The following is a 26132-nucleotide window of genomic DNA, read 5'->3' as shown; positions in this document are numbered from 1 at the left end:
AACCCGCCAGAAGGCGGGTTTTTCGGGGGTCTCAGAGATTTTGAAAGCCTTCTCTGGAACCTTGTCTGGCTCCACGACCTGGACTCGAACCAGGGACCCAGTGATTAACAGTCACTTGCTCTACCAACTGAGCTATCGCGGAATGCGCCGTATCTTACTGATTCAAAAAGGGAAGTCAAGGGCGGCGGGTGAAAAGAATAATTTTTTACGCGGCGCGCCTTATGTGCCTCAGCCGCCGAAGGTGAGGCTGCCCAGCATCAGTTTGGTCATCAGCGATGTGGCTGCCAGTTGCACCAGCCATAGCGCCAGGCCACCGAGGAACACCCCCAGGGCTATCTGCAGGACCAGGTTCTTCTGCCGTTTTTGTGAATGGGACGGATAGCGTTCCGGTTCGTCGCGCTCGGCTCGCAGGTCATCATCTTTCATTGGGATTCTCGCTAGGCGGGTATGGCTAGAGTCTAGAGCGTGCGGCGTTTTTCCGAACACATAGTTCGCATGCGCCCATGAAAAAGGGGAAGCACGATGGCTTCCCCTTTTTTGCTTGTCCAGGATGATCAGATCACCTGGAGGATGGCCTTGGTCACGACATCGATGTTGCTTTGGTTCAGCGCTGCGACGCAGATGCGGCCGGTATCCAGGGCGTAGATACCGAACTCGCTGCGCAGGCGACCCACTTGTTCGGCGGTCAGGCCGGAGTAGGAGAACATGCCACGCTGGCGGCCAACGAAGCTGAAGTCGCGATGTGGTGCGCCCTTGGCCAGCAGGTCGACCATCTGGGTGCGCATGCCGCGAATCCGCAGGCGCATTTCTGCCAGTTCCTGCTCCCATTGGGCGCGCAGTTCCGGGTTGTTGAGCACCGCGGCGACGATGGTGGCGCCATGGGTCGGTGGGTTGGAGTAGTTGGTGCGGATCACGCGCTTGACCTGGGACAGCACGCGGGCGCTTTCTTCCTTCGAGCTGCTGATGATGGACAGTGCGCCGACACGCTCGCCGTACAGCGAGAACGATTTGGAGAAGGAGCTGGACACGAAGAAGGTCAGGCCCGACTCGGCGAACAGGCGCACGGCGGCGGCGTCTTCATCGATACCGTCACCGAAGCCCTGGTAGGCCATGTCCAGGAACGGCACGAGGTTCTTGGCCTTGACCACTTCCAGGACGTTCTTCCAGTCCGCAGGGCTCAGGTCGACGCCGGTCGGGTTGTGGCAGCAGGCGTGCAGGATCACGATCGACTGCTCTGGCAGGGCGTTGAGATCCTCCAGCAGGCCGGCGCGGTTCACGTCATGGGTGGCGGCATCGTAGTAGCGGTAGTTGCGTACCGGGAAGCCGGCGGTCTCGAACAGCGCGCGATGGTTCTCCCAGCTCGGGTCGCTGATGGCGACTACGGCGTTGGGCAGCAGTTGCTTGAGGAAGTCAGCACCGATCTTCAGGGCGCCAGTGCCGCCGACGGCCTGGGTGGTGACCACACGGCCGGCCGCCAGGAGGGGCGAGTCGGCACCGAACAGCAGCTTCTGTACCGCCTGGTCGTAGGCGGCGATGCCGTCGATCGGCAGGTAGCCACGGGAAGCGTGCTGGGCCGCGCGGATCGTCTCGGCTTCGACAACGGCGCGCAGGAGTGGAATGCGTCCCTCCTCATTGCAGTACACGCCCACCCCAAGGTTGACCTTGTCGGTACGGGTGTCGGCGTTGAATGCTTCGTTGAGGCCCAGGATTGGATCGCGTGGTGCCATTTCGACAGCGGAGAACAGGCTCATTTTACGGCGGCTCTGAATGGAGTGTGGAGGGACGTGTCGCGCTCCAGCCGAATGCACTAGAGCGGTGCACAAACGGGGAGCTAGTATAGAGGCCATCATCGCGGCGGGCGACAGGCTATTCGCCTTTTGCGACAAGTTTTTCGGGTTATTTTCTGACCGTTAGTCTTATTGCAACATTCGGCGTGTTAGCGGGTGTAGGACCTTTACCTTGAAAGCTGTGGGATTTGACTCCACATTCTGAATATTCCCGTTTTCTTTCCCCGGCGACCTGGGTCGTACGTGGTCTTTCCCATTGCTGTCCGGTCGTGCCGCGCAGGATGATTCCAGAGGTAGGTTATGTCTGAGTTCCAGCTCGTTACCCGTTTCCAACCTGCCGGCGACCAGCCGGAGGCCATCCGCCTGATGGTCGAAGGCATCGAGGCCGGCCTGGCGCACCAGACCCTGCTCGGTGTGACCGGTTCGGGCAAGACCTTCAGCATTGCCAACGTCATCCAGCAAGTGCAGCGCCCGACCCTGGTACTGGCGCCGAACAAGACCCTGGCCGCGCAGTTGTATGGCGAGTTCAAGGCGTTCTTCCCGAATAACGCAGTGGAATATTTCGTTTCCTACTACGACTACTACCAGCCCGAAGCCTACGTGCCGTCCTCCGATACCTTCATCGAGAAGGACGCCTCGATCAACGACCATATCGAGCAGATGCGCTTGTCCGCGACCAAGGCCCTGCTGGAGCGCAAGGACGCGATCATCGTCACCACGGTGTCCTGCATCTACGGCTTGGGCAGCCCTGAGACCTACCTGAAGATGGTCTTGCACGTCGATCGCGGCGACAAGCTCGACCAGCGGGCCTTGTTGCGACGCCTGGCGGACCTGCAATACACCCGCAACGACATGGATTTCGCCCGGGCCACTTTCCGGGTGCGTGGCGATGTGATCGATATCTACCCGGCGGAATCCGATCTGGAGGCGATCCGCATCGAGCTGTTCGATGACGAAGTGGAAAGCATCAGTGCCTTCGACCCGCTGACCGGCGAGGTCATCCGCAAGCTGCCGCGCTTCACCTTCTATCCCAAGAGCCACTACGTGACCCCGCGGGAAACCCTGCTGGAGGCCATCGACGGGATCAAGGAAGAGCTGCAGGAGCGCCTGGAGTACCTGCGCTCCAACAACAAGCTGGTGGAAGCCCAGCGCCTGGAGCAGCGCACCCGTTTTGACCTGGAGATGATCCTGGAGCTGGGTTATTGCAACGGTATCGAGAACTACTCGCGCTATCTGTCTGGGCGTCCCGCCGGTGCGCCGCCGCCAACCCTGTATGACTACCTGCCAGCCGATGCCTTGCTGGTGATCGATGAATCCCATGTGAGCGTGCCCCAGGTCGGCGCCATGTATAAAGGTGACCGTTCGCGCAAGGAAACCCTGGTGGAGTATGGCTTCCGCTTACCGTCGGCCCTGGATAACCGACCGATGCGTTTCGACGAATGGGAGGGCATCAGCCCGCAGACCATCTTCGTCTCGGCCACTCCTGGCAACTATGAGGCGGAACATGCCGGCCGGGTGGTGGAGCAGGTGGTGCGTCCCACGGGTCTGGTCGACCCCCAGGTGGAAGTGCGTCCGGCGCTGACCCAGGTGGATGACTTGCTGTCGGAAATCACCAAGCGCGTAGCCCTTCAGGAGCGTGTCCTGGTGACCACCTTGACCAAGCGCATGGCCGAGGACCTTACCGATTACCTGGCCGATCACGGCGTTCGCGTGCGCTACCTGCACTCGGATATCGATACCGTGGAGCGTGTGGAGATCATTCGCGACTTGCGCCTGGGGACCTTCGACGTGCTGGTGGGGATCAACCTGCTGCGCGAAGGCCTGGACATGCCGGAAGTGTCCCTGGTGGCGATTCTCGATGCCGACAAGGAAGGCTTCCTGCGTTCCGAGCGTTCGCTGATCCAGACCATCGGTCGCGCCGCGCGTAACCTCAACGGCAAGGCGATCCTCTACGCCGACAACATCACCGGCTCCATGCAGCGTGCTATCGGTGAGACCGAGCGTCGTCGTGACAAACAGTTGGCTTTCAACCTGGCCAACGGCATTACGCCAAAGGGCGTGGTCAAGGACATCACCGACATCATGGAAGGCGCCAGTGTGCCGGGCTCGCGCAGCAAGAAGCGCAAGGGCATGGCCAAGGCTGCCGAGGAGAACGCGCGCTACGAAAACGAACTGCGCTCACCGAGCGAGATCACCAAGCGCATCCGCCAGCTCGAAGAGAAAATGTATCAACTGGCCCGCGACCTCGAGTTCGAGGCGGCGGCACAAACACGCGACGAAATCAGCAAGTTGCGCGAGCGGTTGCTCAACGTCTGATGGCCGCGTCCAGCCTGCTGCGCTTGTTGCAGGCTGTATTCAGTGAGCCTCACCGGCCTTGGCTCCCTGGGGCAGGGCCTTGGTCAGGAGGATGGCCAGCATGCTGATGCCCAGGGCGATGCCGACAAAATGGAATGCATCGTTGTAAGCCATGATCAGCGCTTGTTGATGGGTGATTTCGCTGAGCTTGCCCAGGGCCGCGGTATCGTTGCCGAGTTTTTCCGTGAGATTGGCCAGGCGTTCCGCGACTTGTGGGTTGCCTGGCACAACGGCTTCGCGCAGATAGTCGAAGTAAGTCTTGGTCCTGGCATCCAGCAGGGTTGTCAGCAAGGCGATGCCGATCGCACCGCCCAGGTTGCGCAGTATGTTGAACAGGCTGGAGGCCGAGCCGGCATCCTGCGGCTGTATGTAGACCGTGGCGATCAGCGAGATGGTCACCATGATCAATGGCTGGCCCAGGGCGCGGATGATCTGGATCTGGTTGAACTGCGGGCCAGCGAAATCCGGGTTGAGTACGCCCGATGAGAAGCTTGCCAGGCCGAACAGGCCAAAACCCAGGGCGCACAGCCATTTGGGCGAGACATAGCGCATCAGCTTGGGAACCAGCGGGATCAGGAACAGCTGCGGAACGCCCATCCACATGATCACCTCGCCGATCTGCAGGGCGTTGTAGTTCTGGATCTGCGCCAGGTACAGCGGCAGCAGGTAGATCGAGCCGTACAGGCCGACCCCCATGCCCAGGCTGGAGATGCTCGACAGGCCGAAGTTGCGATTGCCCAGAATTCCCAGGTTGATCAGTGGATTGGGCTTGGACAGTTGGACAATGACGAACGCGCTCAGGCTGATCAAGGCGATGCTGCCCAGGGTGACGATCAGGCTCGATTCCAGCCAGTCCTTGCGATGGCCTTCCTCGAGGAACACCTGCAGGCATCCCAGTCCCAGCCCCAGGGTGAGGATGCCGGTGTAGTCGGTGCTCTTGAGCAGCTCCCAATGGGCAGGTTTCTTCTCCAGGCCGTACAGCAGGCCGGCAATCATCAGCAGCCCCGGGGGGACGTTGATATAGAAGATGTATTCCCAGCCCCAGTTCTCTGTCAGCCAGCCACCGAGGGTCGGGCCAATGGAGGGGGCGAAGGTGGCGGTCATGGCGAACATGGCCATGCCCTTGGCCCGGTGGTGCTCGGGGAGCTTGATCAGGGTCAGGGTGAATGCCAGGGGAATCAGTGCGCCACCGGTGAAGCCCTGCAGGGCGCGGAACACGATCATGCTTTCCAGGCTCCAGGCCATGGAGCAGAGCAGGGAGGCGATAAGGAATCCCACCGACACCCAGACCGCCAGCCGGCGTGCCGAGAGCAACTGCACCAGCCAGGCGGTGAGAGGAATCATGATGATTTCCGCCACCAGGTAGGAGGTGGAGATCCATGAGCCTTCCTCCAGGGTCGCGGAGAGGGCGCCCTGGATGTCCTTGAGCGAAGAGTTGGTGATCTGGATGTCCAGGACCGCCATGAAGGCACCGAGCATGGCGCTCATGACCGCGATCCAGTCGCGCCGGCTGGGCTCTCCTACCGGGCGCAGTAAAGCGTCACCGGCCATCGGCTGGGTCTTTGATGTTCACTTTGACGGTCACGGACATGCCCGGGCGGATCTTGCCTTGCAGCGGGTTGTCGCTGGCGAAGGTCAATTTCACCGGGATGCGTTGTACCACCTTGGTGAAGTTGCCGGTGGCGTTGTCCGGTGGCAGCAGGCTGAACTGCGCGCCCGAAGCGGCGAACAAACTCTCGACCCGGGCTTGGATCGGGGTGTCGCCATAGGCATCGAAGGTCAGCTCGGCTGGCTGTCCCGGGCGCATGTGGCCGATCTGGGTTTCCTTGAAGTTGGCCTGGACCCAGATGTCCTGGTCCGGAACGATCGACAGCAGGTAGGCGCCGGCCTGAACCACCTGGCCATTGCGGGCGGCGCGCTGGCCGATGATGCCGCTGATGGGGGCATGGATCTCGCTGCGGCTCAGGTTCAACTGCGCTTGGGCCAGGTCAGCCCGGGCGTTGGCGATCAGGGCGTCCAGGCGCTTGATATCGGCGCTCAGGGCGCTGACTTGCTGGCGTTGGCCCTGCAGGTCGGCCTGGGCCCTGGCGACCTGGGAGCGGGCAATATGGTTGTCGGCGGAGAGCGTGGTGACCCGCTCTTCAGATACGTAGCCAGGCTTGCGCAGGGTCTGGGCCCGAGACAGGTCGATTTGCGAACGGCCCAGGGTGGCCTGGCTCGATGCAACCTGGGCCTCGCTGGCGGCGATAAGGCTGCCTTGTTGGGTCAGCTTGCTCTGGGCCTGCAGGCGTTCGGCCTCGCGGGTAGCCAGGGCGGCCTGGGCACGATCAACGGCCAGTTGGAAGTCGGCGCGCTCCAGGCGTGCCAGCAGTTGACCCTGTTCCACATGCTGGTTGTCTTGCACCAGCACTTCATCGATGCGTGCACTGAGCTGGCTGGAGACCCGGGTTATTTCGCCTTGGACATAAGCATTGTCGGTCACTTCGTAAAAACGTCCGTGGAACCACCAATGACCGAGGAAACCCAGGGCTACCAGCAGGATCACGAACAGGAAGATGAACAGGCGACGCTTGAGTTGGGCAGGCATGGGCGGGACGCAATCAAATGTAAGTAAATTTTTCTAAGAATGAATCTGGCATATAGCCGGCAGGTGGTAAATGCCGCTTGCAGATTATTGGCGGTTTCTGGCGGTCGCGGTGGCCTGTAGTCGCAACCTTGGCTTAAATGCCCTCCTTACTGGAGCCCGGCTGGTGTCGCCTGTTACCATTCGCCCCCTGTTTGTTCCTCGCTTTTTCTATTCTTTTCGAGACATGCCATGACCACCGTCCGTACGCGCATCGCGCCATCGCCTACCGGGGATCCCCACGTAGGTACTGCTTATATCGCTTTGTTCAACTACTGCTTCGCCAAGCAGCATGGCGGTGAGTTCATCCTGCGTATCGAAGACACCGACCAGTTGCGCTCGACCCGCGAGTCTGAGCAGCAGATCTTCGATGCCTTGCGCTGGCTGGGTATCAACTGGAGCGAAGGCCCGGATGTTGGCGGCCCTCACGGCCCGTATCGCCAGAGCGAGCGCGGTGAGATCTATCAGAAGTACGCCCAGCAACTGGTGGACCTGGGTCACGCCTTCCCGTGCTTCTGCACCGCTGAAGAGCTGGACCAGATGCGCGCCGAGCAAATGGCGCGCGGCGAGACCCCGCGCTATGACGGCCGTGCCTTGTTGCTGTCCAAGGAAGAAGTGGCCCGGCGCCTGGCTGCCGGCGAACCCCATGTGATCCGCATGAAGGTGCCCACCGAAGGCGTCTGCGTGGTGCCCGACATGCTGCGTGGCGATGTCGAGATCCCGTGGGATCGCATGGACATGCAGGTGCTGATGAAGACCGATGGCTTGCCGACCTACTTCCTGGCCAACGTGGTGGATGACCACCTGATGGGCATCACCCACGTGCTGCGTGGTGAGGAATGGCTGCCGTCGGCACCGAAGCTGATCCTGCTGTACGAGTATTTTGGTTGGGAGCAGCCGCAGTTGTGCTACATGCCACTGCTGCGCAACCCAGACAAGAGCAAGCTGTCCAAGCGCAAGAACCCGACTTCGGTGACGTTCTACGAGCGCATGGGCTTCATGCCCGAGGCGATGCTCAACTACCTGGGGCGCATGGGCTGGTCGATGCCGGACGAGCGCGAGAAGTTCTCGCTGCAGGAAATGGTCGATAACTTCGACTTGTCGCGGGTGTCCCTGGGCGGCCCGATCTTCGATATCGAGAAATTGTCCTGGCTCAACGGCCAGTGGCTGCGTGACTTGCCGGTGCAGGAGTTCGCCGCGCGGGTGCAGAAGTGGGCGTTCAACAGCGACTACATGATGAAGATCGCTCCCCATGTGCAGGGGCGGGTAGAAACCTTCAGCCAGATCGCGCCGTTGGGAGGCTTCTTTTTTGCCGGTGGGGTCGCGCCGGATGCCAAGCTGTTCGAGTCCAAGAAACTGTCCGGTGACCAGGTGCGTCAACTGATGCAACTGATCCTGTGGAAGCTCGAAAGCCTGCGCCAGTGGGAGAAGGACACGATCACCGCGACCATTCAGGCTGTGGTGGAGTCCCTGGAGTTGAAGCTGCGCGATGCCATGCCACTGATGTTCGCCGCCATCACGGGTCAGGCCAGTTCGGTGTCGGTGCTCGATGCCATGGAAATCCTCGGCCCGGACCTGACTCGTTACCGTTTGCGCCAGGCCATCGACCTGCTGGGCGGTGTGTCGAAGAAAGAAAACAAGGAATGGGAGAAGCTGCTGGGCGCCATCGCTTGAGCTTCTGCTTGAGGTGGCGACCGGTGGGAGTGGCGATCTTTTCGGCTACGCTTGAGTCTTGAGTGGTGGGTCGATCGGTCGCCTTGGCCTGGGTTCTTTCCGGCCTGCATCGGCTCTTTTGTCGGAGCCGATTCGGGCCGGGAAGGGCGCAAAAGCCCGGTTTTTCTGGGCAGGGCGGTAAGTGATTGTTATCCCGGCAAATTTTTTGTCAAAAAGCTGAAAAAAAATTGACAGCCTTGAGAACGCCCCTTAAGATTCGCCCCGTCCTCACCGACGAGGGGCTATAGCTCAGCTGGGAGAGCGCTTGCATGGCATGCAAGAGGTCGACGGTTCGATCCCGTCTAGCTCCACCAATTTGCAGTTCAAGGTTTGGCCACACCGACCTTGAGCCGATCAGTACTCAGCACTGATCATCTGTCAGAAGGTTTGTGTCCCCTTCGTCTAGTGGCCTAGGACACCGCCCTTTCACGGCGGTAACAGGGGTTCGAGTCCCCTAGGGGACGCCAGTATCACACAAGCGATGTTGCAAGATGTCGCTGCGCCGCGAGGCGAAAAATCTGGGGCTATAGCTCAGCTGGGAGAGCGCTTGCATGGCATGCAAGAGGTCGACGGTTCGATCCCGTCTAGCTCCACCAATTTGCAGTTCAAGGTTTGGCCACACCGACCTTGAGCCGATCAGTACTCAGCACTGATCATCTGTCAGAAGGTTTGTGTCCCCTTCGTCTAGTGGCCTAGGACACCGCCCTTTCACGGCGGTAACAGGGGTTCGAGTCCCCTAGGGGACGCCAGTATCACACAAGCGATGTTGCAAGATGTCGCTGCGCCGCGAGGCGAAAAATCTGGGGCTATAGCTCAGCTGGGAGAGCGCTTGCATGGCATGCAAGAGGTCGACGGTTCGATCCCGTCTAGCTCCACCAATTTGCAGTTCAAGGTTTGGCCACACCGACCTTGAGCCGATCAGTACTCAGCACTGATCATCTGTCAGAAGGTTTGTGTCCCCTTCGTCTAGTGGCCTAGGACACCGCCCTTTCACGGCGGTAACAGGGGTTCGAGTCCCCTAGGGGACGCCAGGTTTGCCCGCTATGCGGGATTTAAAGGGTCATTCGATTATTGAATGACCCTTTTGTTTTTCTGGCGTCCAGCCAATTCTTTCCCCAGCCCGTAACTCTGACCGATGGTCATGCTAGTGACTTGCGGAGGATTATTATGCGAATAATATTTCTCCGCAGTATTGGGAGGCAACGATGAACGATAAAAAAGCTCAGACCCGTGAACGCATTCTCCAGGCTGCCAGCTCGGCACTGATTCGACGTGGCCCGGCCGAGCCCAGTGTGGGTGAGGTAATGGGGGCTGCCGGGCTGACGGTGGGTGGTTTCTATGCGCATTTCGAGAGCAAGGATGCGCTGATGCTCGAGGCATTCAGCCAGTTGCTCGCCTATCGGCGCGGCTTGCTCGAGGAAATGGACGCCGGCCTCTCTGGTGAGGAGCGGCGAGCCCTGGCTGCGGCGTTCTACCTGTCACGCAAGCATCGCGACTCCAGTGAGTTGGCCTGCCCGATTCCGGCGTCGATCGGAGAGCTTGGGCGCTTGCCCGAGGGCTTTCGGCAGGCCTTGAGTGAGCATATGGAGCTGATGGTCGCGCAATTGGCCGACTGCCCGGAAGATACCGACAAGGCCCTGGCCGATCTGGCATTGATGGTGGGTGGTCTGTCTCTGGCCCGCGCCCTGGGGCCTGGCGAGTTGTCCGACCGCTTGTTGCGAGCAGCCAAATCCGCAGTGCTATGACTTCGTCTGCGCTGCGGGGAGGGCGTTTCACCCTGTGGCTCGGTTATGAGGTGATATTTATGGGTGCGCCAATACACCTGGGCATCCGGTACACTGCCCCGGTCAAAAAACTCACCGGGAGTTGAGCATGAGTTGGGATCTGGCAACGCCATTCATCATCGATTTGCAGGTGGCGGCCGAGGATATCGATGGCTTGGGGCATGCCAATAATGCGGTCTATGTCACCTGGCTGGAGCGTTGCGCCTGGCGCCATTCCCAGCGCCTGGGGCTGGACCTGGCCGAATATCGCCGGCTGGACCGAGCCATGGCTGTGGTGCGGCATGAAATCGATTACCTGGCGGCGGCCTATGAGGGCGATGAGCTGCAATTGGCCACCTGGATCGTCGATTGGGACCAGCGCCTGAAGATGACCCGGCGCTTCCAGCTGGTTCGTCCGAGTGACGGCAGCACCTTGTTGCGGGCCCAGACCACCTTCGTCTGCATTGAGCTATCCAGCGGCAAGCCCAAGCGCATGCCTGCCGAGTTTCTCGATGGCTACGGACCGGCATTGCAATGGTCTTGAGCGCTTTCCTATAGGCCTGCCTTGGTTGGCCACTGCGATGGGGCGCTACGGCAAAGTACTGCTCGCGGGTGAAACCCAGTAAACTGCCGCCCGTTTTTTCGCCTGTTTTCGTCGAGTGTGTTTCATGCAAATTGCCCTGGCGCCCATGGAGGGGTTGGTCGACAACATCCTGCGGGATGTACTGACCCGTGTTGGCGGGATCGACTGGTGTGTCACCGAGTTCATCCGTGTCAACGACCGTCTGCTGACGCCTGCCTATTTCCACAAGCTCGCTCCCGAGTTGTTGCAGGGCGCACAGACTGCGGCTGGTGTGCCGCTGCGCGTGCAGCTGCTGGGCTCCGACCCGGTCTGCCTGGCCGAGAACGCAGCCTTGGCCTGTGAGCTGGGGAGTGAGGTCATCGATCTGAACTTCGGCTGCCCGGCCAAGACCGTCAACAAGTCGCGGGGTGGGGCGGTGCTGCTCAAGGAGCCCGAACTGCTGAACCAGATCGTCGAGCATGTACGGCGTGCGGTGCCGGCGCATATCCCGGTCACGGCGAAAATGCGCTTGGGGTTCGATAGCCCGGATGGCGCACTGGTATGCGCTACCGCGCTGGCCGAAGGCGGCGCCGAGCATATCGTGGTGCATGCGCGGACCAAGGTCGATGGTTACAAGCCGCCGGCCCACTGGGAGTGGATCCCTCGGGTGCAGGAAGTGGTCAAGGTGCCGGTGTTCGCCAATGGCGATATCTGGAGCGTCGAGGACTGGCGGCGCTGCCGGGAAATCAGCGGGGTCGAGGACATCATGCTGGGGCGCGGGCTGGTCTCGCGTCCGGACCTGGCCCGGCAAATCGCTGCAGCGCGAGCTGGTGAAGAGGTGGTGGAGATGTCCTGGGCCGAGTTACTGCCATTGATCCATGACTTCTGGGCCCAGGTGGTGGAGCAGTTGACGCCGCGTTCGGCCCCGGGGCGGCTCAAGCAATGGCTGGCGATGTTGACCCGCAACTACCCCGAGGCGGTCGAGTTGTTCACCGCGTTGCGCCGGGAAACCGAGCTGGAGCAGGTTGGCAGGCTGCTGGGCGTGCCATGCAGCGAGGCCGCCTGACGAAATTTGCGTGGCCGCTCTTGAAATGCCTTGGGTGGTCCATATCTCTTGGGTACGCGATGCCGAATTCGGGTCGCGGAGACAATCACTCGCTGAATATCAGGAGATTTACCCATGAGTACTGCATTTTCCCTGGCACCCCTGTTTCGCTCCTCGGTCGGTTTTGACCGTTTCAATGACCTGTTCGAATCGGCATTGCGCAACGAGCCGGGTAGCAGCTATCCACCCTACAACGTCGAAAAGCACGGCGACGACCAGTATCGCATCGTCATTGCGGCCGCCGGCTTCCAGGAGCAGGACCTGGAGTTGCAAGTGGAGAAAGGCGTGTTGACCGTGAGCGGCGGCAAGCGTGACGCCAACGAGAGTGTCACCTACCTGCACCAGGGCATCGCCCAGCGCGCGTTCAAGCTGTCCTTCCGTCTTGCCGACCACATCGAAGTCAAGGCAGCGGCCTTGAACAACGGCCTGCTGAACATCGACCTGCTGCGGGTCGTGCCGGAAGAGGCCAAGCCCAAGCGCATTCCGATCAATGGTGCGCAGCAACCGGCTTTGCAGCACTAAGCAAGGCATTGCAAGAAAAGGGCGCCCAGGTGGCGCCCTTTTTCGTGCCGGTCATTTGAGCAGCTTCTTGAACTCCTCCAGGGGCAATGGCCGGCTGTGCAGGTAGCCCTGGTAGAAATGGCAGTCCAGTCCCTGCAGGAAATCCAGTTGCTGCTGGGTCTCTACGCCTTCGGCGATCACTTTCAGCTCCAGGCTGCGAGCCATGGCGACAATGGCCCGGATGATTTCCGCATCGTTGGGGTCATGGGTGGCGTCGCGAACGAAGGATTGATCGATTTTCAGCGTATCCACCGGCAGGCGCTTGAGGTAGGTCAGGGAGGAATATCCCGTGCCGAAATCGTCCATGGCGAAACTGACACCCAGCTTCTTCAGGCGACGCATCTTGCTGATGGTGTCCTCCAGGTTCTGGATCACGATGCCTTCGGTGATTTCCAGTTTCAGCAGTGACGAGGGCAGGGCATAGGCCGCCAGACTGTGCTCGATTCTCTCCACGAAGTCGTTCTGGCGGAACTGTCGCGGGCTGATGTTCACGCACAGGCTGAACTGGTATGGATTCACCAGGCCCTGCTCGATCAACTGGCTGAAGGCCAGGCAGGATTCGTCGAGGATCCAGGTTCCTACCTCGAGGATCAGGCCGCTATCTTCCAGTACCTTGATGAACTCCGTTGGCGATTGTGCGCCGAGCTCCGGGTGCTGCCAGCGCACTAACGCCTCGGCCCCGATGATGCGGTTGTCGCGGGCATTGACCTGGGGTTGGAAATGCACGCTGAATTCGCCGCGGGACAGTGCCAGGCGCAGGTCGGTCTCCATGCGCAGGCGCTCGCTGGCGGCCTTTTGCATGGTGTTGTGGTACATCTGCGTGGTGTTGCGTCCTGAGTCCTTGGCGCGATAAAGAGCGATGTCCGCTCGCTTGAGCAGGTCGGTGGGGGTCGAGCCGTGGTCGGGGATCAAGGCCACGCCGATGCTAGGGGTGACCTGCAGGCGCTGGCCATCGAGGAACATCGGCTCGGAGAGCAGCTCGCGCAAGGTGCCGGCCAGTTGCCGGACTTGTTCGCTGACCTCGTTGCGCGAGCCTTCCAGGCCGCTGAGCAGGACCACGAATTCATCGCCGCCCAGGCGCGCCACGGTGTCTTCCATGCGTACGCTGGCCTCCAGGCGTGCCGTGATGATCTTCAGTACCGTATCGCCCACCGGATGCCCGAGGGAGTCGTTGATGTGCTTGAAGTGGTCCAGGTCGAGAAACAGCAAGGCGCCTCGCAGGTTATGGCGCTTGAGCAGGGCGATCTGTTGGCTCAGGCGGTCCATCAGCAGGGCGCGGTTGGGCAGGTTGGTCAAGGGGTCGTGGTAGGCCAGGTGGCGGATCTGGGCCTGGGCATTCTTCAGCAGGCTGACATCCCGCGCGGTCAGTAGCAGGCAGGGGATTTCATTGAGCGTGATCGGCTCCACCGAGACTTCCAGGGTGAGGATTTCCCCGCGTTTGTTGCGCCCGAGCATTTCCAGGTGATGCACCCGGCCCTTGAGCTTGAGCTCACTCATCAGCGCGGATAGCTGGAGCTCTTCGGCCCAGATGCCGATCTCGTGCATGGAGTGGCCGAGTACCTCGTCGGTTCGGTAGCCCGTCAGCCGGCAGAAACCGTCATTGACCTCCAGGTAGCGGCCGGTGTCGTGTTCCGTGATGGTGATAGCGTCGGGGCTGGAGTGGAAAGCCTTGGCGAACCTCTCCTCGCTGGCCTTGAGGGCCGCCTCCGAGCGTTGCTGCTGGGTAATGTCGCGCAAGGTGGTGACGATGCAGGGCTGCTTGTCGACGATGATCTGGCGACTGGAAATGATACAGGTCAGCGGTTGGCCGTCCTTGTGATTGACCACCACCGCCACGTTGTTCAATGCCTGTTCGCGGATCACCTGTTCGATACGCCGCAGGCGTGGGGCCGAGTCTTCCCAGAGGCCGATCTGCTCGGCGCTGCGGTCGCGCACTTCATCCAGGGTCCAGCCAAAGGTCTGGGTGAAGCTGGAGTTGATCTCGATGAACTGGCCGGTTTCCAGCAGGGTCACGCAAATCGGGTCCGGGCTCACCTGGAACAGGCTGGCGAACTTCTCCTCGGAGGTGATCAGGCGTTGTTCGCGCTCCACTTGCTCGGTGATGTCCAGCAGGGTGCCGGCCATGCGCAACGGATTGCCTTGTTCATCGCGATACAGGCGGGCGCGGCTTTCCAGGTAGCGAGAGCTGCCGTCGGCCAGTTGCACGCGATAGGTCAGTTGGTAGTTGCCCGCCGGACCCTCGCGCAGGCTGCGATAGGCGTCACGCATGGAGTTGCGCTCTTCGGTGGGCACGCCTTCGAAGAAGGCATCGAAGGACTCGTGGAAGGGGGCGGGCTCCAGGCCGTGCAGTTGTGCCGCCCTGGCCGAGCCGTAGAGCATGCCGCTGGGGATGTGCCAGTCCCAGGTGCCCAGCTGTGCCGAGTCCAGGGCCAGGTCCAGGCGCTCCTGGCTGTCCTTGAGCGCCTGCTCGGCTCGCTTGCGCTCGCTGGTATCCAGAAAGGTGCTGAGCAGGAAGGCCTTGCCCTCCAGTTCGACCTTCTGTGCGCTGAGAATGCCGTCATGGATCTGGCCGTTGCTGGAGCGCAGCTGCACTTCCAGGCTGGCGGCCTGGCCCTTGTGTTGCACAGCCTTGATCAGCTGGGCGCGTTGTTCGGGATTGACCCATAGGCCGATTTCCAGGGTGGTGCGCCCGATCACGTGTTCGGCAGGCCAGCCGAACTGGCTCTCGAAGTACTGGTTGGCTTCGCTGATCAGGCCGTCTTCCAGGCGGGTCAGCAGCACCATGTTGGGGCACAGATGAAACAAGGTGGCGAAGCGCTTTTCCGAGCTGCTGAGGGCTTCTTCGCGCTGGCGCTGGTGGGTGATTTCGCGGATGACCCCGATCATCCTGGGCTTGCCGTGCTTGTCGGGCAGCACGCTGCCGTTGATCTCCAGCCAGTGCAGGCTGCCATCAGGCCAGCGAATACGGTGGTGCATGGCATGCTCGAGGGGAGCCCCGGCCAGTACCGAGTGGAAGGCGCGCACTGTCCTGGCGCGGTCTTCGATGGGTAGCAGGTCGAGGTATTCGAGGTTTTCCGGCAGGGGTTGGCGTGGATCGAAGCCAAAGAGTGCCTGGGTGCCCCGGGACCAGCTGATTTGCCCGCTTTCGATATCCCAATACCAAGCGCCCAGGCGCGCGCCGTTCAAGGCGGCGAGCAGCTGCGGTGCGCTTTCCCAGCTCTGTTCCGACTCCCTGGGGTCGACGGCGTGGATGCGCGGCATGGGCGGAATGCGGTCAGCGGGTTTGGGCATGGTGATCAGGCCTTGTGCTGAGTAGTTCGTTTGGCGCGAGGGCTCATGGCGGGAGGCGACAGGGCACGGGCAAAACCCGGAATACTTATGCCGGGTTCCCTGGCCAATCGACCTGTGCGTCCAATAAGGCCATGAAAGCCCGCGCAGCATTCGACAGCGTCCGTTCGGTATGCAGGATATAGCCTAGCTGGCGGTGTAGTTGTATGCCCGGTAAAGGGATGCGCGCCACTTGTTCGTCGAGCATTGTGCGCGGCAGCACACTCCAGGCCAGGCCGATGGAGACCATCATCTTTATGGTTTCCAGATAGTTAGTGCTCATGGCGATGTTCGGCGTCAGGCCCTGGGCCTCGAACAAGCGCTGCACGATGTGGTGGGTAAAAGTGTTGCCGCCGGGAAAAACCGCCGGATGCAGGGCGATATCCGCCAGGCTGACCTGGCCATTGCTGACCAACGGGTGTTCCGGGGCGGCGACGAAGTCCAGCGGGTCGTCCCAGACCGCGGTGGCCTTGACCAGGCCGTGGGGCTCGGGAGCCAGGGTGATGACGGCCAGTTCGGCGCGGCCGTGGAGGATTTCCTCATAGGCCACCTCCGAATCGAGGAACTGGATGTCCAGGGCCACTTGTGGGTAGCGCCGGGTATAGGCCCGCAGCAAGGGTGGCAGGCGGTGCAGGCCGATGTGATGGCTGGTGGCCAGCGTCAGGCGGCCGCTGACTTCTCCGGTGAGGTTGGTCAGCGCCCGGCGGGTGTCATCCAGCACATTGATGATTTGGTAGGCCCGTGGCAGCAAGGCGCGTCCGGCTTCGGTTAGGCCGATCTCGCGACCCAGGCGATCGAACAGTCGCACATTGAGCTGTTGCTCCAGCCCGGCAATGCGCTTGCTGATGGCGGGCTGGGTCAAGTGCAGGCGTTCGCCGGCGCCGGAGAAGCTGCCGGTTTCGGCGATGGCGATGAAAGCGTTGAGGTTGGCCAGATCCATCATGACATTCCAGTTGGTTATCCAAAGTATGAAAAATATGAATTTGAGTTATTTAATCTAACGCCATAGCATCAGCCTCACAAGCCAAGGGGTTATTGATCGATGCACGATCAGGGCCTGGGGCATAGAAACAAGCTGATGAGGAAGAGTCCGATGGCTGGCAAGACGCTCTACGACAAGCTCTGGGAAATGCACGAGGTGAAGCGCCGTGACGATGGTTCGTCGCTCATCTACATCGATCGCCACATTCTCCATGAGGTGACCTCGCCACAGGCTTTCGAAGGCCTGCGCCTTGCGGGTCGCCAGCCATGGCGCATCGATGCCAACATCGCCACCCCGGACCACAACGTGCCGACCACCCAGGCCGAGCGCAAAGGTGGCCTCGACGCCATTGCCGACGAAGTGTCGCGCATCCAGGTCAAGACCCTGGATGAGAACTGCGACGACTTCGGCATCCTCGAATTCAAGATGAACGACATCCGCCAAGGCATCGTCCACGTGGTCGGTCCGGAGCAGGGGGCCACCTTGCCGGGCATGACCGTGGTTTGTGGCGACTCGCACACCTCGACCCACGGTGCCTTCGGCGCGTTGGCCCACGGTATCGGCACTTCCGAGGTGGAGCACGTGCTCGCCACCCAGTGCCTGGTGGCCAAGAAGATGAAGAACATGCAGGTGCGCGTCGAGGGCCAGTTGCCCTTCGGCGTGACCGCCAAGGACATCGTCCTCGCAGTGATCGGCAGAATCGGTACCGCGGGCGGCAACGGCCACGCCCTGGAGTTCGCTGGCAGCGCCATTCGCGATCTGTCCATGGAAGGCCGCATGACCATCTGCAACATGTCCATCGAGGCGGGTGCCCGCGTCGGCATGGTGGCTTGCGATGACAAGACCATCGACTACGTGAAGGGTCGCCCGTTCTCGCCGCAAGGCAGCGACTGGGACAAGGCCGTAGAGGCCTGGAGCGACCTGGTGTCCGATGCCGACGCGCATTTCGACACCGTCATCGAGCTGCGTGCCGAGGACATCAAGCCGCAGGTCAGCTGGGGTACTTCCCCGGAGATGGTGCTCGCGGTGGACCAGAACGTACCGGATCCGGCTGTCGAGGCCGATGCGGTCAAGCGCGACTCCATCGTCCGGGCGTTGAAGTACATGGGCTTGAACGCCAACCAGGCGATCACCGATATCCAGCTGGACCGGGTATTCATCGGCTCCTGCACCAACTCGCGCATCGAAGACTTGCGCGCCGCCGCGGCCGTGGCCAAGGGGCGCAAGGTTGCCTCCACCGTGAAGCAGGCGCTGGTGGTGCCGGGCTCGGGCCTGGTGAAGGCCCAGGCCGAGCAGGAAGGTTTGGACAAGATTTTCCTCGAGGCTGGCTTCGAGTGGCGTGAGCCGGGCTGCTCCATGTGCCTGGCGATGAACCCTGATCGCCTGGAGAGCGGCGAGCATTGCGCGTCCACTTCCAACCGCAACTTCGAAGGCCGCCAGGGCGCCGGCGGACGTACCCACCTGGTGAGCCCGGCCATGGCCGCGGCTGCCGCGGTGACCGGTCGTTTCATCGATGTACGTGAATTGATGCAGGCCTGAGGAGACCAGAGATGAAAGCATTCACCCAGCACACAGGCCTCGTCGCACCGCTCGACCGTGCCAACGTCGACACCGACCAGATCATTCCCAAGCAATTCCTCAAGTCGATCAAACGCACCGGCTTCGGTCCGAACCTGTTCGACGAGTGGCGTTACCTCGATGTGGGCCAGCCCAACCAGGACAATTCCAAGCGCCCGGTGAACCAGGACTTCGTGCTCAACTTTCCGCGCTATCAGGGTGCCAGCGTGCTGCTGGCCCGCGAGAACTTCGGCTGCGGCTCCTCCCGCGAGCACGCGCCGTGGGCGCTGGATGAGTACGGTTTCCGTACGGTGATCGCGCCGAGCTTCGCCGACATCTTCTTCAACAACAGCTTCAAGAACGGCTTGTTGCCGATCATCCTCAAGGATGAAGAAGTCGACGAACTGTTCCAGCAGAGCGAAGCCACCGAGGGTTACCAACTGACGGTCGATCTCGCCGCGCAGACCGTGACCCGCCCGGATGGCAAGCAGTACAGCTTCGAAGTGGACGCGTTCCGCAAGCACTGCTTGCTCAATGGCCTGGACGACATCGGCCTGACCCTGCGGGACGCCGACGCCATCCGTAGTTTCGAAGTCGGCTACAAACAGCGCCAACCCTGGTTGTTCCGCGACGCTTGAGCGCCGACCGGCCGGCTCCTGCTGGAGCAGGCCAATGAGTGCGGTTTCTCCCTGATCACAAGGACCCAATCATGACCAGCAATGCCCATAGTCAGGTGGTACAGAAGCAATTCGGTGAGCAGGCTGCGGCCTACCTGAGCAGTGCCGTGCACGCCCAGGGCGCCGAGTTCGCGCTGTTGCAGGCCGAGGTGGCGGGCAAGGGCGAGGCCCGGGTGCTGGATCTTGGGTGCGGTGCCGGGCATGTCAGTTTCCATGTCGCGCCGCTGGTCAGGGAGGTGGTGGCCTACGACCTTTCCCAGCAGATGCTGGACGTGGTGGCAACGGCGGCCCAGGAGCGTAAGCTGGGTAACGTCCGTACGGTAGCCGGTGCAGCAGAGCGCTTGCCGTTCGCCGATGGTGAGTTCGACTTCGTCTTCAGTCGCTACTCGGCCCACCACTGGAGCGACCTGGGCCTGGCCCTGCGCGAGGTGCGCCGGGTCTTGAAGCCCGGTGGCGTGGCGGCGCTCATCGATGTCTTGTCGCCAGGCAGTCCGTTGCTGGATACCTACCTGCAGAGCGTCGAAGTGCTGCGCGACACCAGCCATGTCCGCGACTATTCGGCCGGGGAATGGCTGCACCAGCTCAACGAGGCCGGGTTGCAGGCCCGCAGCAGCGCCCGGCAGCGCCTGCGCTTGGAGTTCAGTTCCTGGGTCGAGCGCATGCGCACCCCGGAGCCGCTGAGGGTGGCTATTCGCCAGTTGCAGCAGGCGATGGGCAATGAAGTGCGCGAATATTTTCAGATTGAGGCCGATGGCTCGTTCAGTACAGATGTACTGGTACTGTGGGCCGAACGATAGAATTTTTCCGGGTGCGCCCAAGGGCGTGCCGACAGAACGAACGAGGAATGCATGAGCAAGCAGATTCTGATTCTCCCTGGTGACGGTATTGGCCCGGAAATCATGGCCGAAGCGGTCAAGGTCCTGGAGTTGGCCAATGACAAGTACGGCCTGGGTTTCGAGCTGAGCCACGATGTGATCGGCGGCGCGGCCATCGACAAGCACGGCGTGCCCCTGGCCGATGAGACCCTGGACCGGGCCCGTGCCGCCGATGCGGTGCTGCTGGGCGCGGTGGGCGGCCCGAAGTGGGACAAGATCGAGCGTGACATTCGTCCGGAACGCGGGCTGTTGAAGATCCGCGCGCAATTGGGGCTGTTCGGCAACCTGCGGCCGGCGATCCTCTATCCGCAACTGGCCGATGCCTCCAGCCTGAAGCCGGAAATCGTCTCGGGCCTGGACATCCTCATCGTCCGCGAGCTGACCGGCGGTATCTATTTCGGTGCTCCCCGCGGCACCCGCGAGCTGGAGAACGGCGAGCGCCAGTCCTACGACACCTTGCCCTACAGCGAGAGCGAAATCCGGCGGATCGCCCGGGTCGGCTTCGACATGGCGCGGGTGCGCGGCAAGAAGCTCTGCTCGGTGGACAAGGCCAACGTCCTGGCGTCCAGCCAGCTGTGGCGTGAAGTGGTCGAGCAGGTGGCCAAGGACTATCCGGACGTCGAGCTCAGCCACATGTACGTCGACAACGCGGCCATGCAGCTGGTGCGCGCGCCCAAGCAGTTCGACGTGATCGTCACCGACAACATGTTTGGCGATATCCTCTCCGACGAGGCCTCGATGCTCACCGGTTCCATCGGCATGCTGCCTTCGGCATCCCTGGACGCCAACAACAAGGGCATGTACGAGCCTTGCCACGGTTCGGCGCCGGACATTGCCGGGCAGGGCATCGCCAACCCGCTGGCGACCATCCTCTCGGTGTCGATGATGCTGCGCTACAGCTTCAACCTGACCGCAGCGGCGGATGCCATCGAGCAGGCCGTGAGCCGGGTATTGGACCAGGGCTTGCGCACCGGTGACATCTGGTCGGCCGGCTGCACTCGGGTCGGTACGCAGGAAATGGGCGATGCAGTAGTCGCGGCGCTGCGGAATCTGTAATCTTTCGGGCCCACTGCACAGACAGTGGCCCACTTTTGTATAGGTGTAGTTGCGATGAAACGTGTAGGTCTGATCGGTTGGCGCGGTATGGTCGGTTCCGTGCTCATGCAGCGGATGCTTGAAGAGCAGGACTTCGATCTTATTGAACCGGTGTTTTTCACCACTTCCAATGTCGGTGGCCAGGGTCCGTCGGTAGGCAAGGATATTGCCCCGCTCAAGGACGCCTACAGCATTGAAGAGCTGAAAACCCTCGACGTGATCCTGACCTGCCAGGGTGGCGACTACACCAGCGAAGTCTTCCCCAAACTGCGCGAAGCCGGCTGGCAGGGCTACTGGATCGACGCTGCTTCCAGCCTGCGGATGCAGGACGACGCAGTGATCATCCTCGATCCGGTGAACCGCAGGGTCATCGACCAGCAACTGGACGCCGGGACCAAGAACTACGTCGGCGGCAACTGCACCGTCAGCCTGATGCTGATGGGCCTGGGTGGCCTGTTCGAAGCCGGCCTGGTGGAGTGGATGAGCGCCATGACCTACCAGGCGGCCTCTGGCGCCGGCGCGCAGAACATGCGCGAGCTGATCAAGCAGATGGGCGCCACCCATGCCGCGGTCGCCGATGACCTGGCCAACCCGGCCAGCGCCATCCTCGACATCGACCGCAAGGTGGCCGAGGCCATGCGCAGCGATGCCTATCCAACCGAGAACTTCGGCGTGCCGCTGGCCGGCAGCCTGATTCCGTGGATCGACAAGGAACTGCCCAACGGCCAGAGCCGCGAAGAGTGGAAGGCCCAAGCCGAGACCAACAAGATTCTCGGCCGCTTCAAGAACCCGATCCCGGTGGATGGTATCTGCGTGCGTATCGGCGCCATGCGCTGCCACAGCCAGGCGCTGACCATCAAGCTCAACAAGGATGTGCCGATCGCCGACATCGAAGGGCTGATCAGCCAGCACAACCCCTGGGTCAAGCTGGTGCCGAACCAGCGTGAGATCAGCATGCAGGAGCTGAGCCCGACCAAGGTCACCGGTACCCTGAACATTCCGGTGGGCCGTCTGCGCAAGCTGAACATGGGGTCGCAGTTCCTCGGTGCCTTCACCGTGGGTGACCAATTGCTGTGGGGCGCGGCCGAGCCGCTGCGCCGCATGCTGCGGATCTTGCTGGAGCGCTGATTGCGCGATTGGCTTGAAACGACCCGCGCCCATCCTGGGCGCGGGTTTTTTTATGCCTTGATCGGCTGCGGCTGGCCGGCGAATTGCCTCGTCATCGCCCGCCGGGTAAAGTGCCGCTCCCCGTTTTGCCTGAGGTAGCACCATGACTCCGTCCTTTGATATCGCCGTGATCGGCGCCACCGGCACAGTCGGTGAAACCCTGGTGCAGATTCTCGAAGAACGCGATTTCCCCATCGCCAACCTGTACCTGCTGGCCAGCAGCGAGTCGGCGGGGCATTCGGTGCCGTTTCGTGGCAAGAACATCCGTGTGCGTGAAGTCGACGAGTTCGATTTTGCCAAGGCCCAGCTGGCGTTCTTTGCCGCCGGTCCGGCGGTGACCCTGAGTTTTGCGCCTCGCGCCACTGCCGCCAACTGCGCGGTGATCGATCTCTCGGGAGCCTTGCCGTCGACCCAGGCGCCCAGCGTAGTGCCTGAGGCCAATGCCAAGGTCCTGGCTGGTTTGCGCAAGCCCGTGCAATTGAGCAGTCCGAGTGCTTCGGCCACGGCGCTGGCAGTAGCGTTGGCGCCATTGCAGGAGCTGCTGGATATCCAGCAGGTCAACCTGACGGCTTGCCTGGCGATTTCCAGCCAGGGTCGCGAGGCGGTCAGTGAACTGGCTCGCCAGACTGCCGAGCTGCTGAACGTGCGCCCCATGGAGCCGCGCTTCTTCGATCGGCAGGTGGCCTTCAACCTGCTGGCCCAGGTAGGCACGGTGGATGCGCAGGGGCACGCATTGCTGGAAAAACGCCTGGTCAGGGAGTTGCGTGAGGTCCTGGGTCTACCTTTATTGAAGATTTCTGTCACATGCATTCAAGCGCCGGTATTTTTTGGCGATAGCTATAGCGTGACTTTGCAGTCAGCAGCTGACGTCGATCTGGCCGCAGTGAATGCTGCGCTGGATTCTGGCCCGGGCCTGGAGCTGGTGGACGCCGGGGATTATCCGACGGCCGTGGGTGACGCAGTGGGCCAGGATGTGGTCTATGTTGGGCGGGTTCGTACCGGGGTCGATGATCCTGCGCAATTGAACCTGTGGTTGACCTCGGACAATGTCCGCAAAGGTGCGGCTTTGAACGCGGTACAGCTGGCTGAATTGTTGATAAAAGACCTGCTGTAAAAGATACTTGGCAACAATTTGCAGAATGAATCTAGCTGAGCGCTATGCTTGGCAAGTTGCTGGAGGTGAGTGGCCGTCAGGTGCTCCCGGGGCATGCAAGAATTAATCGCGCGTCGTGACCATCCCGGTCCCGCGCAATGCCTGATGGCAGCCGCTACAAAACCTTCTCGCTGGCCGAGGAACGTTCAAACAAAGGATGAGGCTATGGTTCAAGTTCGCAAACTGGTGTTAGCAATAGCGGCCGCCTCGGCGCTGTCCTCCGGTATGGCGCAGGCGCTTGGGCTTGGGGAACTGACCCTGAAGTCGAGTCTGAACCAGCCTCTGGTAGCAGAAATAGAACTGCTTGATATCAAGGATCTTACTGCCGCCGAAGTGGTGCCGAGCCTGGCCCCGGCGGAAGAGTTCGCCAAGGCGGGCGTCGATCGCCAAGCCTTTCTCAATGACCTGAGTTTCACTCCGATCCTCAACCCCGGTGGCAAGAGCGTGTTGCGCGTCACGTCGAGCCAACCGCTGTCGGAGCCGATGGTCAAGTTCCTGGTGCAGGTCATGTGGCCCAATGGTCGCCTGCTGCGCGACTACAGCGTATTGCTGGATCCTTCGAAGTTTTCTCCACAAGCGGCGGCAGCGGCCCAGGCGCCGCTCGCAGGTGCTTCGGTCAATGCCCCGGTCACCGCTGCCAACAAGGTCAGCAAGCCGGAGCAATACACCACCTCGGCCCGTGACACGCTGTGGGAGATTGCTGCAAAGAACCGTAACGGTGCTTCCATCCAGCAAACCATGCTGGCGATCCAGGCCTTGAACCCGGACGCCTTTATCGATGGCAACATCAATCGGCTGAAAACCGGACGAGTATTGCGCTTGCCTGACGTTGTCCAGAGCACGGCATTGCCGCAGCCCAAGGCCATTGCCGAGGTTGCTGCGCAGAATGCTGCCTGGCGTCAGGGGCGGCGCGCGGGTACCCGTGGCCAGCAGCAAGTGGATGCGACTCGCCGTAGCGGTACCGACAAGTTGCCCAAGCAGGTCAACACCAAGGACAACTTGAGCCTGGTCTCTGCCGAGTCCGGCAAGGCGCGCGGCAAAGGTGCCGCAGGTGACAGCAAGGCATTGAACAACAAGCTGGCAGTGACCCAGGAAAGCCTGGACGCGACCCGTCGCGACAATGCCGAGCTGAAAGATCGTATGGCTGATCTGCAAAGCCAGTTGGACAAGTTGCAGCGCCTGATCGATCTGAAGAACAGCCAATTGGCCAAGCTCCAGGCTGAAGGTGCGGCACCTGCCGCGCCTGCAGCGCCAGTGGCCCCGCCAATGCCTGCGGAGTTGGTGGCCAAGCCCGAGGTCCCAGCAGCTCCGGTCGCTCCGGTGGCACCGGTCAGTGAGCCGGCTGCGAGCCCGGCGGTGGATGCCCAGGCGACCAAGACGGATGAAGACAAATATGCTGATCTGCTGAGCAATCCGATCCTTTTGGGTTTGGTAGGTGGTGGAGCGGTCGCTGCGTTGTTGCTGCTGTTGCTGTTGCTGGCCCGCCGTCGCAAGGCTCAGCAGGAAGCAGAAAAGCACTTGCGCATGGCGCGGGCGTTGTCCGAGGAAAGCGATTTTGCGCAAGAAATGGATTTGCCCGAGGGGAGTTTCGAGGGTCTTGAGGTTCCGCCGCCTAGCGTGAAGCTGGCTCCAGCTCCAGCTCCAGCTCCAGCTCCAGCTCCAGCTCCAGAGCCGAAACCGGAGCCTGTGGTTGCGCCAGTACCGGCGGCGCCGCTGGAGCGGGCAACCGATGTGTTGGGGCAGGCGCAAAATCACATCGATGGCGGCCGTCTGAACCAGGCGGCGGCGATCCTTGAGGAGGCGGTCAAGCTGGAGCCTCAGCGCAGTGAACTGCGTCTGAAACTCATGGAAGTCTATGCTCGCCAGGGCGACCGCAGCGCCTTCGTCACCCAGGAGCGGCAGTTGGTTGCCAATGGTGATAATCATGCCCAGGTCGAGCAGCTCAAGAGCCGCTTTCCGGCAATGGTTGCTGTAGCTGCGGCCGCAGGGCTGGCTACGGCGGCAGCCGCAGCCGAGCTGGACGCCGAGTATGTCAAGGAGCTGCTGCAGGACGAGCCAGCGGCTCCTGAACCGACTGCTCCGGTGGAAGGGCTGGATGCGGATTTCGATTTGAGCCTGGATGATCTGGAAGCCGCTTCGCCAGCAGCCTTGACGCCAGAGCCAGAGCCAGAGCCAGAGCCAGAGCCAGAGGCGGACGTGGAGCTGGAGGATTTCCCCCTGGATGATGACCTGAGCTTCGGTTCGGTGCTCGAACAGCAGATTGCGCCGGCTGTACCAGAGGAAAGCCTGGATGATCTGGGAGACTTCGACCTGGATCTGGGGGCGGACCTGCCTGCCGCCAGTCAAAGTGATGATGAGTTCCTGATGAGTCTTGAGGATGACCTCAAGGACCTGCCGGCTGATGATGTGCCGACGGTTACCGAGTCGGCGCTGGATGATCTGGATTTGTCAGCGGACTTCGATCTGTCCCTGGCTGATGAGATGGATGCCGCCGAGCCCAAGGATGCCTTCGCTTCCGAGCTGGACGACGTCAACGCTGAACTGGATCGGCTCGCCCAGAGCCTCGACCAGCCACAAATGCCGACCTTTACCGCTGAAGATGCCGCTGCTGTACCTGATGAAGCCGATTTCGACTTCCTTTCCGGGAGCGATGAGGTGGCCACCAAGCTCGATCTGGCCCAGGCATACATCGATATGGGCGACAACGACGGTGCCCGGGATATCCTGGGCGAGGTGTTGAGCGAGGGGAGCGAGGGGCAGAAGAGCGAGGCGCAGGAGATGCTTGCTCGCCTGGCCTGATAAGGCCTGGGGTAAAACAGAACGGCAGCCA

Annotated in this window: 19 protein-coding genes and 7 tRNA genes; 19 read left to right on the top strand and 7 right to left on the bottom strand. The window is 61.5% G+C overall.

What is annotated here, in order from left to right:
• Positions 1–66 precede the first annotated feature (66 nt).
• The 3 genes from ATY02_RS22345 to ATY02_RS22335 all read right to left on the bottom strand — a co-directional run bounded on the left by ATY02_RS22345 (position 67) and on the right by ATY02_RS22335 (position 1751).
• A tRNA-Asn gene (locus tag ATY02_RS22345) sits at positions 67–142 on the bottom strand.
• A gap of 86 nt (positions 143–228) precedes the next feature.
• Positions 229–426, bottom strand: coding sequence for a hypothetical protein (locus ATY02_RS22340; RefSeq protein WP_068576808.1), 198 nt, complete (start codon positions 424–426; stop codon positions 229–231).
• A 128-nt stretch (positions 427–554) separates the two neighbouring features.
• Positions 555–1751 carry an amino acid aminotransferase gene (locus ATY02_RS22335; RefSeq protein WP_068576806.1) on the bottom strand — a complete coding sequence of 399 codons (1197 nt, stop codon included), beginning with the start codon at positions 1749–1751 and terminating at the stop codon, positions 555–557.
• Between the two features lie 336 nt (positions 1752–2087).
• On the opposite strand from ATY02_RS22335, the gene uvrB reads away from it, so the two are divergent.
• Entirely contained in the window at positions 2088–4103 is a 2016-nt protein-coding gene (gene uvrB / locus ATY02_RS22330; protein WP_068576804.1) for an excinuclease ABC subunit UvrB, read from the top strand.
• A 39-nt stretch (positions 4104–4142) separates the two neighbouring features.
• Here uvrB and ATY02_RS22325 read toward each other — a convergent pair whose 3' ends face one another.
• Positions 4143–5693 (bottom strand): MDR family MFS transporter, encoded by a 1551-nt coding sequence (locus ATY02_RS22325; protein ID WP_068576802.1) that lies wholly within the window; start codon positions 5691–5693, stop codon positions 4143–4145.
• A complete protein-coding gene (locus ATY02_RS22320) occupies positions 5683–6729 on the bottom strand; it encodes an HlyD family secretion protein (protein ID WP_068576800.1) in 1047 nt (348 codons plus the stop codon). The genes ATY02_RS22325 and ATY02_RS22320 overlap by 11 nt, the downstream gene beginning before the upstream one ends.
• 228 nt (positions 6730–6957) lie before the next feature.
• Here ATY02_RS22320 and gltX point away from each other — a divergent pair, with 228 nt between their 5' ends.
• From gltX to ATY02_RS22265, 11 genes are all read left to right on the top strand, one after another.
• Entirely contained in the window at positions 6958–8439 is a 1482-nt protein-coding gene (gltX, locus tag ATY02_RS22315; protein ID WP_068576798.1) for a glutamate--tRNA ligase, read from the top strand.
• Positions 8440–8716: 277 nt separating this feature from the next.
• Positions 8717–8792: transfer RNA gene (locus ATY02_RS22310), tRNA-Ala, on the top strand.
• Between the two features lie 77 nt (positions 8793–8869).
• Positions 8870–8945: transfer RNA gene (locus ATY02_RS22305), tRNA-Glu, on the top strand.
• Positions 8946–8998: 53 nt separating this feature from the next.
• Positions 8999–9074 (top strand) — tRNA-Ala (locus tag ATY02_RS22300).
• Positions 9075–9151: 77 nt separating this feature from the next.
• Positions 9152–9227: transfer RNA gene (locus ATY02_RS22295), tRNA-Glu, on the top strand.
• Positions 9228–9280: 53 nt separating this feature from the next.
• Positions 9281–9356: transfer RNA gene (locus ATY02_RS22290), tRNA-Ala, on the top strand.
• 77 nt (positions 9357–9433) lie between these two features.
• Positions 9434–9509, top strand: a tRNA-Glu gene (locus ATY02_RS22285).
• Positions 9510–9683: 174 nt separating this feature from the next.
• Positions 9684–10223 (top strand): TetR/AcrR family transcriptional regulator, encoded by a 540-nt coding sequence (locus ATY02_RS22280; protein ID WP_068586232.1) that lies wholly within the window; start codon positions 9684–9686, stop codon positions 10221–10223.
• A 127-nt stretch (positions 10224–10350) separates the two neighbouring features.
• Complete coding sequence (locus tag ATY02_RS22275; protein WP_068586235.1) at positions 10351–10785, top strand: acyl-CoA thioesterase; 435 nt, start codon at positions 10351–10353, stop codon at positions 10783–10785.
• A 124-nt stretch (positions 10786–10909) separates the two neighbouring features.
• A complete protein-coding gene (locus tag ATY02_RS22270; protein ID WP_068586238.1) occupies positions 10910–11869 on the top strand; it encodes a tRNA dihydrouridine synthase in 960 nt (319 codons plus the stop codon).
• A gap of 114 nt (positions 11870–11983) precedes the next feature.
• Positions 11984–12430 (top strand): Hsp20 family protein, encoded by a 447-nt coding sequence (locus ATY02_RS22265; protein ID WP_068586242.1) that lies wholly within the window; start codon positions 11984–11986, stop codon positions 12428–12430.
• Between the two features lie 51 nt (positions 12431–12481).
• Here ATY02_RS22265 and ATY02_RS22260 read toward each other — a convergent pair whose 3' ends face one another.
• Positions 12482–15760, bottom strand: a complete 3279-nt coding sequence (locus ATY02_RS22260) for an EAL domain-containing protein (protein WP_068586245.1) — start codon at positions 15758–15760, stop codon at positions 12482–12484.
• Between the two features lie 85 nt (positions 15761–15845).
• A complete protein-coding gene (locus ATY02_RS22255) occupies positions 15846–16736 on the bottom strand; it encodes a LysR family transcriptional regulator (protein WP_068586248.1) in 891 nt (296 codons plus the stop codon).
• A gap of 153 nt (positions 16737–16889) precedes the next feature.
• Here ATY02_RS22255 and leuC point away from each other — a divergent pair, with 153 nt between their 5' ends.
• The 7 genes from leuC to ATY02_RS22220 all read left to right on the top strand — a co-directional run bounded on the left by leuC (position 16890) and on the right by ATY02_RS22220 (position 26101).
• Entirely contained in the window at positions 16890–18317 is a 1428-nt protein-coding gene (gene leuC, locus ATY02_RS22250) for a 3-isopropylmalate dehydratase large subunit (protein WP_068586250.1), read from the top strand.
• 11 nt (positions 18318–18328) lie between these two features.
• Positions 18329–18973 carry a 3-isopropylmalate dehydratase small subunit gene (gene leuD, locus ATY02_RS22245; RefSeq protein ID WP_068586252.1) on the top strand — a complete coding sequence of 215 codons (645 nt, stop codon included), beginning with the start codon at positions 18329–18331 and terminating at the stop codon, positions 18971–18973.
• A gap of 71 nt (positions 18974–19044) precedes the next feature.
• Positions 19045–19809 carry a class I SAM-dependent methyltransferase gene (locus ATY02_RS22240; protein WP_068586255.1) on the top strand — a complete coding sequence of 255 codons (765 nt, stop codon included), beginning with the start codon at positions 19045–19047 and terminating at the stop codon, positions 19807–19809.
• A 51-nt stretch (positions 19810–19860) separates the two neighbouring features.
• Complete coding sequence (leuB, locus tag ATY02_RS22235) at positions 19861–20943, top strand: 3-isopropylmalate dehydrogenase (protein ID WP_053138888.1); 1083 nt, start codon at positions 19861–19863, stop codon at positions 20941–20943.
• A 54-nt stretch (positions 20944–20997) separates the two neighbouring features.
• Positions 20998–22110 (top strand): aspartate-semialdehyde dehydrogenase, encoded by a 1113-nt coding sequence (gene asd / locus ATY02_RS22230; protein ID WP_068586258.1) that lies wholly within the window; start codon positions 20998–21000, stop codon positions 22108–22110.
• Positions 22111–22252: 142 nt separating this feature from the next.
• On the top strand, positions 22253–23263 hold the full coding sequence (locus ATY02_RS22225) for an aspartate-semialdehyde dehydrogenase (protein ID WP_068586262.1): 1011 nt from the start codon (positions 22253–22255) through the stop codon (positions 23261–23263).
• A 204-nt stretch (positions 23264–23467) separates the two neighbouring features.
• Positions 23468–26101 carry a FimV/HubP family polar landmark protein gene (locus ATY02_RS22220; RefSeq protein ID WP_068595551.1) on the top strand — a complete coding sequence of 878 codons (2634 nt, stop codon included), beginning with the start codon at positions 23468–23470 and terminating at the stop codon, positions 26099–26101.
• Positions 26102–26132: the final 31 nt, after the last annotated feature.

The organism is Pseudomonas sp. BIOMIG1BAC (genome assembly GCF_001705995.2).
Classification (GTDB): domain Bacteria; phylum Pseudomonadota; class Gammaproteobacteria; order Pseudomonadales; family Pseudomonadaceae; genus Aquipseudomonas; species Aquipseudomonas sessilinigenes.
Note: the sequence above shows the minus strand (reverse complement) of the source record. Positions and strands in the feature narration are given on the sequence as shown.